This is a genomic window from Bergeyella cardium, from assembly GCF_009914665.1.
Taxonomy (GTDB): Bacteria; Bacteroidota; Bacteroidia; order Flavobacteriales; family Weeksellaceae; genus Bergeyella_A; species Bergeyella_A cardium.
In genome coordinates this window covers 1,840,800-1,854,704 of record NZ_CP029149.1, presented here as the reverse complement: position 1 = coordinate 1,854,704, position 13,905 = coordinate 1,840,800, and the positions used below count along the sequence as shown (strand labels likewise).

General features: G+C 39.3%; 16 protein-coding genes. 3 read left to right on the top strand and 13 right to left on the bottom strand.

Features of this window, described 5'->3' with window-relative positions; genetic code table 11:
- The first annotated feature begins 26 nt into the window (after positions 1-26).
- On the top strand, positions 27-692 hold the full coding sequence (locus DBX24_RS08485) for a LolA-like protein (protein ID WP_160224582.1): 666 nt from the start codon (positions 27-29) through the stop codon (positions 690-692).
- A gap of 58 nt (positions 693-750) precedes the next feature.
- Here DBX24_RS08485 and DBX24_RS08480 read toward each other — a convergent pair whose 3' ends face one another.
- The 5 genes from DBX24_RS08480 to DBX24_RS08460 all read right to left on the bottom strand — a co-directional run bounded on the left by DBX24_RS08480 (position 751) and on the right by DBX24_RS08460 (position 5,408).
- Positions 751-1,464: a 3-ketoacyl-ACP reductase gene (locus DBX24_RS08480; protein ID WP_160224581.1), complete on the bottom strand. Its 714-nt coding sequence runs from the start codon at positions 1,462-1,464 to the stop codon at positions 751-753.
- Positions 1,465-1,491: 27 nt separating this feature from the next.
- The gene (locus DBX24_RS08475; RefSeq protein ID WP_160224580.1) at positions 1,492-2,607 is read right to left on the bottom strand and encodes a 5-(carboxyamino)imidazole ribonucleotide synthase; all 1,116 of its coding nucleotides are present in this window, start codon (positions 2,605-2,607) and stop codon (positions 1,492-1,494) included.
- Between the two features lie 78 nt (positions 2,608-2,685).
- Positions 2,686-3,063, bottom strand: coding sequence for a DUF4258 domain-containing protein (locus tag DBX24_RS08470; RefSeq protein WP_160224579.1), 378 nt, complete (start codon positions 3,061-3,063; stop codon positions 2,686-2,688).
- 11 nt (positions 3,064-3,074) lie between these two features.
- Positions 3,075-4,268 (bottom strand): alanine dehydrogenase, encoded by a 1,194-nt coding sequence (locus DBX24_RS08465; RefSeq protein WP_120489062.1) that lies wholly within the window; start codon positions 4,266-4,268, stop codon positions 3,075-3,077.
- Between the two features lie 15 nt (positions 4,269-4,283).
- Positions 4,284-5,408 (bottom strand): acyl-CoA dehydrogenase family protein, encoded by a 1,125-nt coding sequence (locus DBX24_RS08460; RefSeq protein ID WP_160224578.1) that lies wholly within the window; start codon positions 5,406-5,408, stop codon positions 4,284-4,286.
- A 462-nt stretch (positions 5,409-5,870) separates the two neighbouring features.
- Here DBX24_RS08460 and DBX24_RS08455 point away from each other — a divergent pair, with 462 nt between their 5' ends.
- Positions 5,871-6,695 carry a helix-turn-helix domain-containing protein gene (locus DBX24_RS08455; protein ID WP_160224577.1) on the top strand — a complete coding sequence of 275 codons (825 nt, stop codon included), beginning with the start codon at positions 5,871-5,873 and terminating at the stop codon, positions 6,693-6,695.
- Positions 6,696-6,780: 85 nt separating this feature from the next.
- A complete protein-coding gene (locus DBX24_RS08450) occupies positions 6,781-7,383 on the top strand; it encodes a DUF417 family protein (protein WP_120489065.1) in 603 nt (200 codons plus the stop codon).
- 71 nt (positions 7,384-7,454) lie between these two features.
- Here the strand turns inward: DBX24_RS08450 and DBX24_RS08445 are convergent, their stop codons facing one another.
- The 8 genes from DBX24_RS08445 to DBX24_RS08410 form a co-directional block, all read right to left on the bottom strand.
- Positions 7,455-8,282 (bottom strand): SAM hydrolase/SAM-dependent halogenase family protein, encoded by an 828-nt coding sequence (locus tag DBX24_RS08445; protein ID WP_160224576.1) that lies wholly within the window; start codon positions 8,280-8,282, stop codon positions 7,455-7,457.
- Positions 8,283-8,288: 6 nt separating this feature from the next.
- The gene (locus DBX24_RS08440; RefSeq protein WP_160224575.1) at positions 8,289-8,861 is read right to left on the bottom strand and encodes a 1-acyl-sn-glycerol-3-phosphate acyltransferase; all 573 of its coding nucleotides are present in this window, start codon (positions 8,859-8,861) and stop codon (positions 8,289-8,291) included.
- A gap of 99 nt (positions 8,862-8,960) precedes the next feature.
- A complete protein-coding gene (locus DBX24_RS08435) occupies positions 8,961-10,019 on the bottom strand; it encodes an agmatine deiminase family protein (RefSeq protein WP_120489068.1) in 1,059 nt (352 codons plus the stop codon).
- An 18-nt stretch (positions 10,020-10,037) separates the two neighbouring features.
- Complete coding sequence (locus tag DBX24_RS08430) at positions 10,038-10,913, bottom strand: carbon-nitrogen hydrolase (RefSeq protein WP_160224574.1); 876 nt, start codon at positions 10,911-10,913, stop codon at positions 10,038-10,040.
- A 421-nt stretch (positions 10,914-11,334) separates the two neighbouring features.
- Positions 11,335-11,715 carry an HU family DNA-binding protein gene (locus tag DBX24_RS08425; protein WP_374210807.1) on the bottom strand — a complete coding sequence of 127 codons (381 nt, stop codon included), beginning with the start codon at positions 11,713-11,715 and terminating at the stop codon, positions 11,335-11,337.
- Between the two features lie 309 nt (positions 11,716-12,024).
- On the bottom strand, positions 12,025-12,582 hold the full coding sequence (locus DBX24_RS08420; protein ID WP_120489070.1) for an RsmD family RNA methyltransferase: 558 nt from the start codon (positions 12,580-12,582) through the stop codon (positions 12,025-12,027).
- 22 nt (positions 12,583-12,604) lie between these two features.
- Positions 12,605-13,519 carry a glutaminase gene (locus tag DBX24_RS08415; protein ID WP_120489071.1) on the bottom strand — a complete coding sequence of 305 codons (915 nt, stop codon included), beginning with the start codon at positions 13,517-13,519 and terminating at the stop codon, positions 12,605-12,607.
- 77 nt (positions 13,520-13,596) lie between these two features.
- Positions 13,597-13,857 (bottom strand): hypothetical protein, encoded by a 261-nt coding sequence (locus DBX24_RS08410; RefSeq protein WP_120489072.1) that lies wholly within the window; start codon positions 13,855-13,857, stop codon positions 13,597-13,599.
- Between the last annotated feature and the right edge of the window lie 48 nt (positions 13,858-13,905).

Here is a 13,905-nt window from a genome sequence, read left to right as displayed (position 1 = left end):
ATTTTTGGACCTCCAAAATTCTATTAATGAAGAATATTATTGTTACTTTCCTGCTTGCTATTTCATCTGTCCTATTATACGCACAAACGGCAAAGGAAATTATTGATAAAAATATAGAACTCTCGGGTGGACTTACCCAGTGGAAGCTCCTCAATTCCGTGATATTATCTGGAAAAGTAAGTCTTGGTATTAAAGATGAATACCCTATAAAAATCTATCAGCAAAGACCTAATCTCACCAAAACGAGTATCGTTATTAACAAAAAAGAAACTCCTATTGAAGGGTTTGATGGCAAGAAAGGCTACGCAATGAACTATGCAACCAACAAACTCCAAGACTACCCAAACTATACACCAGAAAATTTTGATAACGACTTTATAGACTGGGAAAATAAAGGCTTTACGGCAAAATATCTTGGTAAGGAAAAACTCGGGAATACTCTCTGCCACAAGGTTGAGCTCATCAAAAATGTAAATAAAACCCTCTATTTTTTCGATGCTGAAACTTATATGCTCCTAAGGGAAATAAAAAAGGAGGAGACCATCATTTATTCCGATTATAAGAAAGTTGGTACCCTGAGTTTTGCCTTTAGAATCGAAGGCTCAAACCCAAAACAAAATACCGAATATGTGATTATCCTCAATAAAATAGACATCAATAGAGTTCTCCCTGAAAATACTTTTAAATTCTAACCTTTGCAAGGCAAGCACTTAGAGAATAAAAACAAAAGAGGCTTTTGCCTCTTTTATTTTATGGATTGGTGGAGAAAATAGAACCATTGGCAATCATTGCGCGTCGGTTCATTTTTAAGATATCTCTCACCCATTCTGCGAAGTCTTCTGACTGTAGTACTTTCTCTGGATTACCATCCGTAAGCCCTGTATTAATACTCATATCCGATGCTATAGTACTTGGCGTAAGGGTAAATACCCTGATATTAAACTTCCGAAGCTCTGCCATTAGCGATTGAGAAAGAGAGATAACAGCAGCTTTGGATGCTCCGTAGGCAGACATATTAGCACCTCCTTTTAGCCCTGCTGTAGAAGCTACATTTACAATATCTCCTTCAGATTTTGCTTTTAAGAAAGGAAGAACCGCTTTCGTTACATAATATACACCAAAGAGATTGGTCTCTATAATTTGTTTCCAAGTATCAGAAGGCATTTCTTCAAAACTTCCAAACTCTCCTATGCCTGCATTGTTAATGAGTATATCAATCCCACCCAGCTTATCTACAATTGCAGAAATTCCTCTCTCCACTTCAGTACTATTGCTTACATCAAAACTAATATACTCTGATTTTACACCAAGGGCTCTGATTTCTTCAGCTACTTGTTTCAAATTAGCTTCATTTCTACCAGTGATACCGATATTTACTCCTTCTTTTGCAAGGGCAAGGGCTACAGCTTTGCCGAGACCTCTACCTCCACCTGTTATTAATGCATTTTTTCCTGCTAAATTCATTTTTTATTGCTTTTAATTGATGATTTTTTATTCAGATACTACTTTTACTAAAGATTTAATGTGGATAAGACGCTCCATAAGCTCTTCCCTGGAGTCTGCAAGTACATTAATATGCCCCATTTTTCTTCCAGGTTTGGTTTCTGTCTTTCCATAGAGGTGTACATAGGTTTTGGGGAGCTTCAGAATTTCTTCTAACCCATTATATTTCACTTTTCCAGAATAGCCCACTTCACCAACGAGGTTGAGCATCCCCGAAAAACCTTTAGCCTCAGTATCTGCGAGTGGGAGGTTCTTAATCACACGATAGAACTGCTCAAATTGGGAATTAAAGTTCCCTTCTTGGCTCTGATGTCCAGAGTTATGAAGTCTAGGAGCGGTTTCATTTACCCAGACCTTACCTTTTTTATCAAGGAAGAGCTCTATAGCAAAAAGCCCTGCACCTTCTACGCTTTGGATAAAGGTTTTTGCAATTTCTTCTATCTGTTTTTCTGTATCCTGGCTAATATCTGCAGGGCAAATGTTAAAATCCAACAGGTTAAGCTCGGAGTCTGCCACCATTTCAGTGATGGGGAAAGCTTTTACCTCGCCTTTTTCGTTTTTTGCGAGGATAATGGAGAGTTCCTTGTCTATATCCACCAAATCTTCCACTACCGAAGGTGCTTGCCAGAAGTTCAGAAGCTCATCGGTGTTTTTAATTACTTGTACCCCTTTGCCATCATAACCTCCTGTGTTCATTTTTTGTACAAATGGAGGCTTCAGAGCAGAGAGATTTCTCTCGCCTTCCCAGAAGACTGAGAAATCTGGACTTGGGATACCGTTATTTTTATAAAATTCCTTCTGGAGAATTTTCTGCTGTATGGTTTTAATGATACTTGGGCTGGGGATTACCTTTACGCCTTGCTTTTCAAGGTCTTCGAGGGCGCGTACATTAATATGCTCTATCTCTATGGTAACTATATCTTTATCTTTTCCAAAGTTGAAGACCTCATTATAATCATTAAAGTCGCCTATTGTATGATGGGCGATCTTCGCACAGGGACAGTCCTCGCTTGGGTCAAGAACGAAGAACTCATCATCGTATTTCAATGCCTCTTGTATCAGCATTCTTCCGAGCTGTCCGCCTCCTAAGATTCCTATTTTCATTCTATTTTACTTTTTATCGTGATTAAAATATTATTATTCAATATCTTTAAAAAGGAAAGGCTCTTGATATAACCTTTCCTATTTCTTATTTATTTTTTCTAATGTTTGGAGGAAAACCTCGTCTTTACATTTCTTAAATCTAATGATGTACTGAGGCTTTTCCTTCGGTGAAAGCATCAAGTACTCGGGGCAAGGTTCTTTCTGGGCATCACTTTTATCGAAGTCAATTTCCCCAAGAGGGATAATGCTGTCTTTTACCTTAGCTTCATCTATCCCAAGACGCTGCATTTTGGTTTGAAACTCGGGACTGTAAATCATTTTTTTGCTTAGTGTTTCTGCGATAACACGGCTGTTGGGAAGATAACCACTACAGCTTGCTCCTTTCTGATTGAGAATAAAAAATACGAGCAACAGACCTGGGATAAACCCCGCAATGTAGAATTTAAGTTTGCGCATTGAGTTGTAGATTAAAAAATAAGAAGGTTGATATCGTGATAAGTAAGGTCAAAGCGGTCGCAGATGATTTTCTTTGTATGCCTGCCTTTGTACATATAGAGCGATTGCTTCATTTCATTATTTTTTACGAGCATATTTTCCAGTCCGCCTTCTTCATCATAAGCGAGTATATAGCTCAGGAAGAAATTCGAGATGGCTTTGGTTGTAGTTCTCGGCATTCTGGATGTTAAGTTGGGCAGTCCGCAGTGGATTACATCGTGTTTTACGATATATTGCTCTGCCATAGTCGTAAGCTCGGAAGTCTCGAAGACCTTACCATTATCTATGGCTACATCTATAATTACGCTTCCTTTCTTCATCATCTTCACCATATCTTCGGTTACTACGGGAGAGGCATTAATGCGGGGGAGCGCTCCTATAACCACATCTGCCCGTCTTAGGGCTTTACCGAGCTCTTTCGGGTCTATAATGGAGGTGGGCACACGGCTATCAACAAGGGTATGAAGCCTTCTGAGCTTGGAGAGGGAGTTATCAAATACGCGTACGCTTGCACCAAGCCCAATAGCGGCTTTGGTAGCAAACTCACCTACGATACCCGCACCTATAACCACTACTTCGGTAGGGCGAACGCCCGTAATACCACCGAGCATTAGTCCATTAGATAAAGACAATAATTCCGATGCGTAGAGGATAGATGCCGTGCCTGCAATCTCACCAATGAGGCGAACGAGAGCAAGCTGCTTGTATTCATCCTGTATAAATTCAAAAGCGATAGCATTTATTTTCTTTTCGCTGAGTTTTTGGAAATATTCCTTATCTCTCAAATTGATTTGGAGGGCAGAAACAAGATAGGAACAAGGCTTTAGGTAGTCCATTTCCTCCAATGTGGGAGGGTTTACTTTCAAAATTAAATTCTGCTGAAAGGCTTCCCTCGCGGTTTTTACAATTTTGGCACCTGCTTCGGCATATTGCAGGTCTGTGAAGAATGAGCCTTTGCCCGCCCCCTCTTCTATAATGATGCTATGCCCCGCTGCGGTGAGCACCTGTACCGCATCTGGAGTTATGCAGGTGCGCCTCTCATTAAGACAGGTTTCTTTTGGGATTCCAATGCTGAATCTCCTTTCTTTTTTCAGTACCTCGAGCTTTTCTTCTTTTGGGAGGAGTTCTTCTTCCTTAAATGGTGTGAAAATGGATTGTCCGCTCATCTCGTATATTTTTATTTACCTTGAAATTTCTCTTCCAATAACTAATTTCTGGATTTCTGATGTGCCTTCACCAATGGTACAGAGCTTCGAATCTCTGTAGAATTTCTCCACTGGAAACTCTTTGCTGTAACCGTATCCACCGAAGATTTGTACAGCATTATTGGCAATTCGTACACAGGCTTCAGAAGCATAATACTTAGCCATTGCTCCTTCTTTTGTCATTACTTTATTTGCCATTTTCATCTCGGCAGCGCGGTAAATCAACAATTCGGATGCATCGATTTCGGTAGCCATATCCGCAAGCATAAAATTAACCGCCTGAAATTTATTGATGGGCTGGCCAAACTGCTCCCGCTCTTTGGAGTATTTAAGGGCTGCTTTGTAAGCTCCTTTCGCAATGCCTAAGCTGAGGGCAGCAATAGAAATACGCCCACCATCTAAGATTTTCATCGCCTGCTTAAAGCCTTCGCCTACCGCTCCTAACCTATGAGAATCTGGCACTCGCACATTATCAAATATAAGCTCAGCTGTTTCGGAAGCACGCATACCGAGCTTGTTTTCCTTTTTACCAGACGAAAAGCCGGGCATACCTTTTTCCAAAACGAAAGCAGTGGCATTATTCCTCGTGCCTTTTTCTCCCGTTCGCGTCATCACAACTGCTATATCACCGCTGATGGCATGGGTAATAAAGTTTTTAGCCCCGTTGATGACCCAATCCTCCCCATCTCTTACAGCTGTGGTATTCATACTTCCAGAATCCGAACCCGAATTATGCTCGGTAAGCCCCCACGCACCTATGCTTTTACCAGACGCGAGCTGAGGGAGCCACTTCCTTTTCTGTTCCTCATTTCCAAATTCAAAAATATGGTTTGTACAAAGGGAATTATGTGCCGCGACCGACAGCCCAATAGAGGGGTCTACCTGAGAAATCTCATCTACAATCGCCACATATTCATTGTATCCCAAGCCAGAACCGCCGTACTCTTCTGGGACTATAATGCCCATAAAGCCCATCTGCCCGAGCTCTTTAAAAAGTTCTACGGGAAAGGTCTGAGCCTCATCCCACTCCATTATATGCGGTCTGATGTTTTTCTCTGCGAAGTCTCTTGCCGTTTCGGCGATAATCCTAATATTATCCATCTTTATCGTTTTTTAGACGACCAAAAATAAATATTTTTTTTAGACCGCCTCTACTTTTAGAGAATAAACCTTCTATATACACTCAATCTTAATTAGCTACTGGCTTGGTGGAGCGTGTTTTTCTTTTCGTAAAGAAGCCCACTTGCGTGGGGAGCACTTATACCATAGCCTATGGAGAATAAGGAAACTCAGAAATTATTTCTTTTAGAATAAAAAAAATTACAAAATAAAAAGGTGAATTGCAAGAAAATATAAATTGTCAACCAATTAATATAAATAAATGATATCATACTATGAGCTAATGATAAGTAGATTATTCGTTTTTTATCATAAAGAAGAGCTTATTAGTTGTACTACTGCCTAAAAGCTTACTACCTACCGCTCACTAATGATTTTATATATTTGTAGCTTCATTGGAGGGGGGGGAATTAGAGCGTATTTTAGATTTTAGATTCTTGAAAAATGAACGCTATCATTATCAATAAACCGAGTATAGAAGAGCTTTCCGAAGGAGTGAATGCACCCTATTATTTTATCTTCATCTTTCAGGGGGAGGCGAGTTTCAGTATAGACTTTACAGAATACAAATGCAGTGGCAGGAATTTAATTTTCCTCACCCCCTACCAAGTGATAAAATGGAAGGAAACAACAGCAAAAGAGATTACTGCACTGCAATTTCACGGAGATTTCTACTGCATAGAATATCACAAAAAGGAGGTAGCCTGCAACGGAATACTCTTTAATAATATCTATCAGCAGCCTTTTATCAGTGTAAATAAAGAGGTTTTTGAGGAAATCAACAGCATTTGCGAGAAGATGAAAAACCTTATAGACCTCCAAAATCATTATGATATTTCAATTGTAAGAACCTATCTACAATTGATTTTAGCACTCAGTAGCAAGGAAAAACAACAGCTTCAGCAGTCGGAAACATTGGATGAGCATTTTAGTTTTGAAAATATTACCAACTTCCAGAATATATTAGAAGAGCACTACTTGCAAACGCGAGAGGTGGGCTTCTATGCAGAGAAATTCGGTTTGTCTATCAACACCTTTTCAAAAAAGATAAAAAAACACTTCGGGAAGTCCCCTTCTAAACTCATTCAAGAGCGCATCGTTCTTGAAGCAAAGAAACTCCTGCACCTTACCTATAAGCCGATTAAGGAAATCGCTATGGAGCTACACTTTGAAGATGAATTCTATTTCAGCAGGTATTTTAAGAAAGAAACAGGCGTCTCCCCAAAGAAGTTTCGAGAAGATGTAGGCATCTCCATAGTGGCAAAATAGTCTATGTAATATCATTTTTTATCCATTCTTTAAGACTGAAGAGTGGATTATTTTTGCACCATCATTTATTAAAATTATCAATACAATGAAAAATCTTTTAGAATTTGTAGCCTCAGGACAGAGGAACTTTATCAACTTTATCAGAGTTGCAATATTTATAGTAATGGCTTGGATCGGTGGGCTTAAAGCCTTCCAATACGAGGCAGATGGCATTGTACCCTTTGTAACGAATAGCCCTTTTATGAGCTTTTTCTATCACAATACAGGGAAAATGGCAGTGAATGACGAAGGAAAATCTGTCCCTGAATATACACTGCACAAAAACCCAGAAGGGAAAATGGTAAAAGCCAATATAGAATGGCACAAAGAAAACGGTACTTATGTATTCTCTTACGGATTGGGAACAATGATTTGTAGCATCGGTATTCTGGTATTGCTTGGGATATGGTTTCCAAAGGTAGGGTTCTGGGGCGGACTGCTCACTTTCGGAATGGCAATCGTTACCCTTTCTTTCCTCATCACTACACCAGAAGTCTATGTACCCAACCTTGGAGGAGACCTGCCTACACCCAACTACGGCTTCCCTTACCTTTCAGGGGCAGGCAGGCTCGTACTGAAAGATATTATTATGATGGCAGGAGGGCTGATTGCAGCATCTGATAGTGCCAAAAGGATATTAGGAAAGTAGAGTTTTTCATATATATTTATTTAGTTAACACCAAACACCCTTATCATAGATGAGGGTGTTTTGCTTTGTCATCAGCAGTATTCTATATAAACCCGCTCGCCTACGCTAAGCCCGAGAAGACTCTGCGCACCGTTGGTTTTCATCCCTTTATAAATGGTGATTTCCAGTAATTCTCTGTTATTGAATACCGCCACAGCTTTACCTACACCATCTTGTTCCTCTTCCCAATTGGTGATAAACTCCGTGTAATAATTGTAGATTTTAGATAGAGAAAGCGTTCTGAATTTAATTTTGAAATCTGAAAACCCTGCTTTGGTTCGCATAAACAAATCTTTGGATATATTGGTAACCACATTCCCGAAATTATCTATATAAATAACTTCACCTATAATCATTTTCTCCTGAGTTTTGTAGGTAGGTATCGGAAGTTTGAGCTCTTTCGGATTGCTGAAACTCCTGCCGATAACCTCTGGAAGCCCTCCACTGCACAGATGTACTGCGATGGGAGCAAAGACATCTACCGAGAGGAGATTCACTACATCATCAAACCTGTTATTAAAGGTGATTTCATAAATGCCCTCTGGGTTTATATCTGGAAATACAAGGCTGAGAATGCCATTATCTGCCGATATGAAATAATGCCCATCTACTTTATAGACGAGGCTTTTGACTTCCTTTCTGTAAAAGCTATCCACCGAAATAATATGTACAGAGCCTTTGGGAAAGTACTTATAAGCATCTCTCACGATATAGGCGGCTTGCTTCAGATCGTATGCCTGTATGTCGTGGGTAATGTCTATTACTCTCACACTTTCATTCAAAGAGGCAATAGCACCTTTTATAGCTGCCACTCTGTAATCTACCAAACCATAATCGGAAGTAAGGGTTATTACCGCCATATTGTATTATTGAATATCAGGGTTCCAGTTTTCAGGGACTTTTGCTACTACATTGTGCTTTTTTATATAATCAGAAATCTCCTTCAGCATCTCTTCATATTTCATATGGATGAGTCTTTCGTAAGAGATTTTATAGCCCAATCGCATTGTTTTGGTTTTGAAATCGCCTACAGCGAGAACTATCGGCACTTTTGCTGTAATTGCCATATAGTAGAAACCTTTCCTCCATTTCTCTACTCTGCTGCGCGTACCCTCTGGGGTAATGACGAGGCTAAAGTCCTCCTTCTCAAATTCACGAGCCACAAAATTAACCAGATCATTTCTCTGGCTTCTATCTATGCCTATCCCCCCAAGAGCTTTTACCACAAAGCCATACCACGCTTTAGTATGTGCATCTTTTATAATGATTTTAAGAGGCTTTCCGAGTACCCAATACGCCAAGTTTCCCAGTATATATTCCGAGTTGTGGGTATGAGGGGCTACCACTAATATACACCGATTAAGGCTATCTTCATCGCCATCCAGCACAATTTTCCAGCCGATCAATTTAAGGATAAGTTTCGCTAAAATTTTCTTCATTCTCTAATAAAAAATTAAAAGCCCGACAAAGATAATTAAATAATCATTTCTCTATCGGGACTTCTTATGATTAAGGTTCCTCTATTTAAAGGTTTAATATCACACCAAAGGTTCCTGCTGGCTGAGGCAATGGAAACTGCCAAGCCCCCAAATAATCTCGGTGGAATCTATCCCTACTACCTTTCTATCTGGGAAGCACTGCTGGATAATCTCTAATGCTACAGCATCTTTATTGCATCTGTAAGTAGGCACAATCACGGTTTTATTAGCAATATAGAAATTGGCATAAGAGGCTGGGAGTCTCTGCTCTTCCCAATAAACAGGGTCTGGCATTGGAAGTTCTATAATATTGAGCGGCGTGCCATCTAATAAATGCATCTCTCTAAGCTGCCTGAGGTTGTGCTGAAGTATTTCATAATTCTCATCCTCTGGATTATCCTCTACTACGGCAAGCACTGTATTCTCATTTACAAATCGTATGGTATCATCTATATGCCCATCGGTATCATCGCCTATAATACCATCATCTACCCATAGAACCTGCTCTACCCCGTAATAATCTTTTAGATATTGCTCTATCTGCTCCTGATTAAGATATGGATTTCTATTAGGATTTAAAAGGCAGGATTTAGAAGTGAGCACTGTACCCTTACCATTGAAATCTACTGAACCTCCCTCCATTATAATCTTAGGATAGAAGACAGGCAGGTTTAGCTCCTCTCCTACTTTGGTAGGAATATCATCATCCAAATCAAAAGGTGGATACTTTCCTCCCCATGCATTATAGTCCCAATCTACAATCACCTTAGTCTCTGTTTCTTTGTTGATGAGAAAAGCAGGGCCGTGGTCTCTACACCAAGCATCATTAGTTGGATGTATATAGATTTCAATATTTTCCAAATTTGCTCCTGCCTGCATTATAGCATCCATTGCGGATTTATGCATCTCCTCATCGGCTACATTTATTCTTACGAATTCGTTTTCGGAAAGCACCTTTATAAACTCACAATAAGCGGGATAAATGGTATCAATTTTACCTGGCCAAGATTCCTCTTTATGTGGCCAGCTGAGCCAAGTTGCCTCGTGCTCTTCCCATTCGGCAGGGAAGAAATAACCTTGAGATTTCGGGGTTTTTGTAGTATCTACCTGAGTATTCATTTCTTTATCGAGTAGGGATTAATCTTCGTCTATAAATCTTTTAAGAATAGGTTGATAGCTATCTATTCTTCTGTCTCTAAGGAATGGCCAATGCCTTCTCATATAATCGGTTTGCCCGAGTTCTACTTCGGTTACAGCTACCTCTTCCTCATTGTGGGAAGCAAGATAAAGGAGCTTGCCCTGTGCATTGGTTACAAAACTTCCTCCCCAGAATTTCATTGCTCCATCCTGCTCATAACCCACTCGGTTTACGGAAACTACAGGCAAACCATTCGCTACCGAATGCGAACGCTGAATAATCTGCCACGCATTATACTGGTCTCTATTGGTCTCTTCATCCTGATCTGTAGCCCAGCCGATAGCCGTAGGATAGAAAAGAATATCTGCTCCCATCAATGCTGTAATCCTAGATGCTTCGGGATACCACTGGTCCCAGCAAATAAGTACTCCTACCCTACCGAATTGAGTTTTAAAGACTTTATAACCCATATCACCTGGTGTAAAGTAAAATTTCTCGTAATAAGCAGGGTCATCAGGTATATGCATTTTGCGATATTTCCCAAGGTATGAACCATCTGCATCGAGGATAGCCGTAGTATTATGGTAAAGCCCCTCAGCCCTTTTCTCAAAAAGCGAAGCGATAATTACCACCCCCAGCTCCTTTGCTACTGCAGAAAGTGCATCTGTGGAAGGTCCAGGTATAGATTCCGCAAGGTCAAAATTGTCATAATCTTCCACATCACAGAAGTATAGTGAAGTAAATAACTCTTGAAGACAAACAATCTGAGCACCTCTCGCTGCCGCTTCCCTCACTTTTTCTATGGCTTTATTCAGGTTTTCCTGCTTATCCTTTACGCAAGACATCTGTACTGTTCCTATTTTTACTGCTGACATAATCTATTTTTTGAGCTGCAAAAATAGAATTTTTAATTCAAAGCCAACCACCCTTATAGCACCATCACCAGTAAGACACACCGTAGCCGGTGAGGCTCTCATAATAAGCAAATTAGCCCTCAATACTAAATACTGAGAATTTCATCACTACGAAATTATATTTTCATCAGTACGAAATTATATTTTCATCACTATGAAATTTCTTTTTCATCAGTACGAAATAAAAAGAATTCAATTATAGATTTTTCTACTTCCAGATATAGAAAATGCCTTAACACAGTAAAAATTTTTCTTAATAAAGTTCATAGATTTCTATTGAGAAAGCTCTTCAATAAAAAAAGACGGAACTGTTCCGCCTTTTTCTTTAAATAAACACCTCTAAAGGGCGTTTATTTTGTGGTCAAAGAATGTTTTAAAAATGTTAGATTTTCTTCTCAAACTTTGTATCGTTCATCAACTTTTTGAGTCTTGCTCCTGCAGTAAAGATGAAATTCAATGCTTTAATACAAGATGCGTTTACTTCCTTTTCCTCTTTCTTACCTTCGCTGCTAAAACTCAGTCGCAGAGAACCTAAATCTCCCATTCTTACGATTTTACCCTCTGAAAGTTCAAGAGAAATTACATCTACCATCGAGTAAAGCACTGCGCGTACATCAGCACCACTTACTGTAGAGATTTTCTCTATTCTTGCTGTGAGCTCATCCAAATCTAACTCACCTGAATACACTGGGGAAGCGTAATACTTTTTTTCTCCGCCACCCACTACTCCGGGTTTTCCCTTTTTAATGATTTTAAACTTCATAATAATATAATTTAAATGGTTTAACTTAATACTTACCCTGCAAAAAGCAATTAGGCTCACTTGCATATGCAAGAAAGCCTAAGTACTCACTAAATCTCTTATATCTATCTCTATATTTTTAGGAATAAAAGAAGCTACTCGGAGGGATTTCATCCTCTGAAAATAGAACTCCATATGTATAGTTCCAGCCATAACTTCTTATATTTTTCTGCATATTTCCCTTTAAAAGTGAGACAAATATAGAAATTATTTTTGAAACATGATATTTTATCTATTTTTTTTCATTATTTTTTTGTACGGAGCTACTACCTACTCACCAGAATGTATAAAACTAAAACTAATATTCCCATACTTTCGGGTAGAGGAGATATTGGGGTGCTCCAGTTTCAGTCTACTGTTGTGCTCCAATACAAATACTGCATTTTCTTTCAGATATTTATTGCTCAGCACTTGGGAGATAAGCTCCTGATATTTACTCTCATCTGTAGAGTCAAAAGGTGGGTCTGCAAAGATAATATCATACCGCTTCCTGCCTTTGTTTTTTTTCAGCCAGTCATAGACATCTGCACGCTGTATATTCATTTGAAGAGACATTTCTAAATCTGCCGCTGTAGCATTGATAAAGGCAGTATGCTTGGGATTGAGCTCTACGGAGGTAATGTCCTGACAGTCACGAGAAGCGAACTCTAACGAGATAGAACCAATACCCGCAAATAAATCCAACACCATACAATACTCAAAATCGTACTTATTCTCCAATATGCTAAACAGAGCCTCTTTAGCAAAGTCGGTCGTAGGTCGTACTTCAAAATGCTTGGGAGCAGAGATTTTCTTAGCTTTCCATTTTCCAGATATAATTCTAAACATTCTAATTCATCATTTTATAAAGTTAAAAAACAGAGATTTTGGTTCTCGTAGTAAAGTCTTCGAGAAACTTCATCCCGCGATAGGAATTTCCTTTTGCATTAAGACTGGGGCTCCACACCACAATGCTGTAATGGTCAGGCATCACGGCAGCAATCCCTCCGCCTACACCACTCTTACCAGGTAGCCCTACACGAAAGGCAAACTCTCCAGACTCATCATAAAATCCACAAGTCTGCATTATAGCATTTACCCGCTTGGCAAAGCTGTTATTCAGCACAGTTTTATTATCGTGTAAGGTAATTCCATCATTTGCCAAAAAGGAAAAAGTGTAGGCAAGCTCCTCGCAGGTCATCTCTATGGAGCAGAGATTAAAGTAAAAATCCAGTACCTCCTCAGGGCTATTATGGATATTTCCTAACGATTTTAAATAGTAGCAAAGGGCATAATTACGGTATCCTACCGATTTTTCAGACTCTGCAATTCTTTTAGAATAATCAATATTGCTGTTATTAGCAAGATGCCTTACGAAATTCAGAAAACGCTCTGGAGCATCATTAAACAGGGAAAGAAGGATATCGCATACCACAATAGCCCCTGCATTGATGAGTGGATTTCTGGGGATTCCTGCATCTGTTTCCAGCTGAACCAATGAGTTGAAAGAAGTACCCGAAGGTTCTACATTTACCCTATTCCAAATATCTGCACCCAGCTCTCTGTAGGCGAGGGACATTGATAGTACTTTGGCAATACTCTGTATGGAGAACTTCTCTTGATAGTCTCCTATCCCGAAAGATTCTTCTTTCAACCCGAAGAAAAATACACCAAATTTATCTTTGCTCACCGAAGCCAGCTCGGGGATGTATGAAGGTAGGCTGCCCAAGTTTTCCCCTGCGAGAACATCGTTGTATATCTCGGTAGAAATTTGCTTATAATCCATCTAATCTCTAATTATAATACGGAATAAAAAATGTGGCAACTCTATTATTACCACATTTTAAGTTAAGGAAGTACTTGTTATTTCTTAGTAGAGCAACAAGCCTTTTTCTCTTTTTTGTTTTTGGTCTTGCAACAAGCTGCTGTCTTACCTTTTGCATCTTTCTTGCAGCAGTCTGCTTGCTTACCTTCGTTGTCTGCCTTGCAACAATCTTTATCTTTCTTTGCATCAGCTTTACAACATTCTTTTTTCTCAGTTTCCTGAGTTCCTTTTTCTTGCTCTTGTGCAAATCCGAAACTTAATCCAAATCCTAAAAGAGCTAAACACATTAACTTTTTCATAATTTATAAAACTATTTTAATGCTGCAAATGTATTAATTTCCGATTTA

Coding starts and splice junctions, on each gene's coding strand:
- DBX24_RS08485 (WP_160224582.1), top strand. CDS start 27: ATGAAGAATATTATTGTTACTTTCCTGCTTGCTATTTCATCTGTCCTA.
- DBX24_RS08480 (WP_160224581.1), bottom strand. CDS start 1,464: ATGAATTTAGCAGGAAAAAATGCATTAATAACAGGTGGAGGTAGAGGT.
- DBX24_RS08475 (WP_160224580.1), bottom strand. CDS start 2,607: ATGAAAATAGGAATCTTAGGAGGCGGACAGCTCGGAAGAATGCTGATA.
- DBX24_RS08470 (WP_160224579.1), bottom strand. CDS start 3,063: ATGCGCAAACTTAAATTCTACATTGCGGGGTTTATCCCAGGTCTGTTG.
- DBX24_RS08465 (WP_120489062.1), bottom strand. CDS start 4,268: ATGAGCGGACAATCCATTTTCACACCATTTAAGGAAGAAGAACTCCTC.
- DBX24_RS08460 (WP_160224578.1), bottom strand. CDS start 5,408: ATGGATAATATTAGGATTATCGCCGAAACGGCAAGAGACTTCGCAGAG.
- DBX24_RS08455 (WP_160224577.1), top strand. CDS start 5,871: ATGAACGCTATCATTATCAATAAACCGAGTATAGAAGAGCTTTCCGAA.
- DBX24_RS08450 (WP_120489065.1), top strand. CDS start 6,781: ATGAAAAATCTTTTAGAATTTGTAGCCTCAGGACAGAGGAACTTTATC.
- DBX24_RS08445 (WP_160224576.1), bottom strand. CDS start 8,282: ATGGCGGTAATAACCCTTACTTCCGATTATGGTTTGGTAGATTACAGA.
- DBX24_RS08440 (WP_160224575.1), bottom strand. CDS start 8,861: ATGAAGAAAATTTTAGCGAAACTTATCCTTAAATTGATCGGCTGGAAA.
- DBX24_RS08435 (WP_120489068.1), bottom strand. CDS start 10,019: ATGAATACTCAGGTAGATACTACAAAAACCCCGAAATCTCAAGGTTAT.
- DBX24_RS08430 (WP_160224574.1), bottom strand. CDS start 10,913: ATGTCAGCAGTAAAAATAGGAACAGTACAGATGTCTTGCGTAAAGGAT.
- DBX24_RS08425 (WP_374210807.1), bottom strand. CDS start 11,715: ATGAAGTTTAAAATCATTAAAAAGGGAAAACCCGGAGTAGTGGGTGGC.
- DBX24_RS08420 (WP_120489070.1), bottom strand. CDS start 12,582: ATGTTTAGAATTATATCTGGAAAATGGAAAGCTAAGAAAATCTCTGCT.
- DBX24_RS08415 (WP_120489071.1), bottom strand. CDS start 13,519: ATGGATTATAAGCAAATTTCTACCGAGATATACAACGATGTTCTCGCA.
- DBX24_RS08410 (WP_120489072.1), bottom strand. CDS start 13,857: ATGAAAAAGTTAATGTGTTTAGCTCTTTTAGGATTTGGATTAAGTTTC.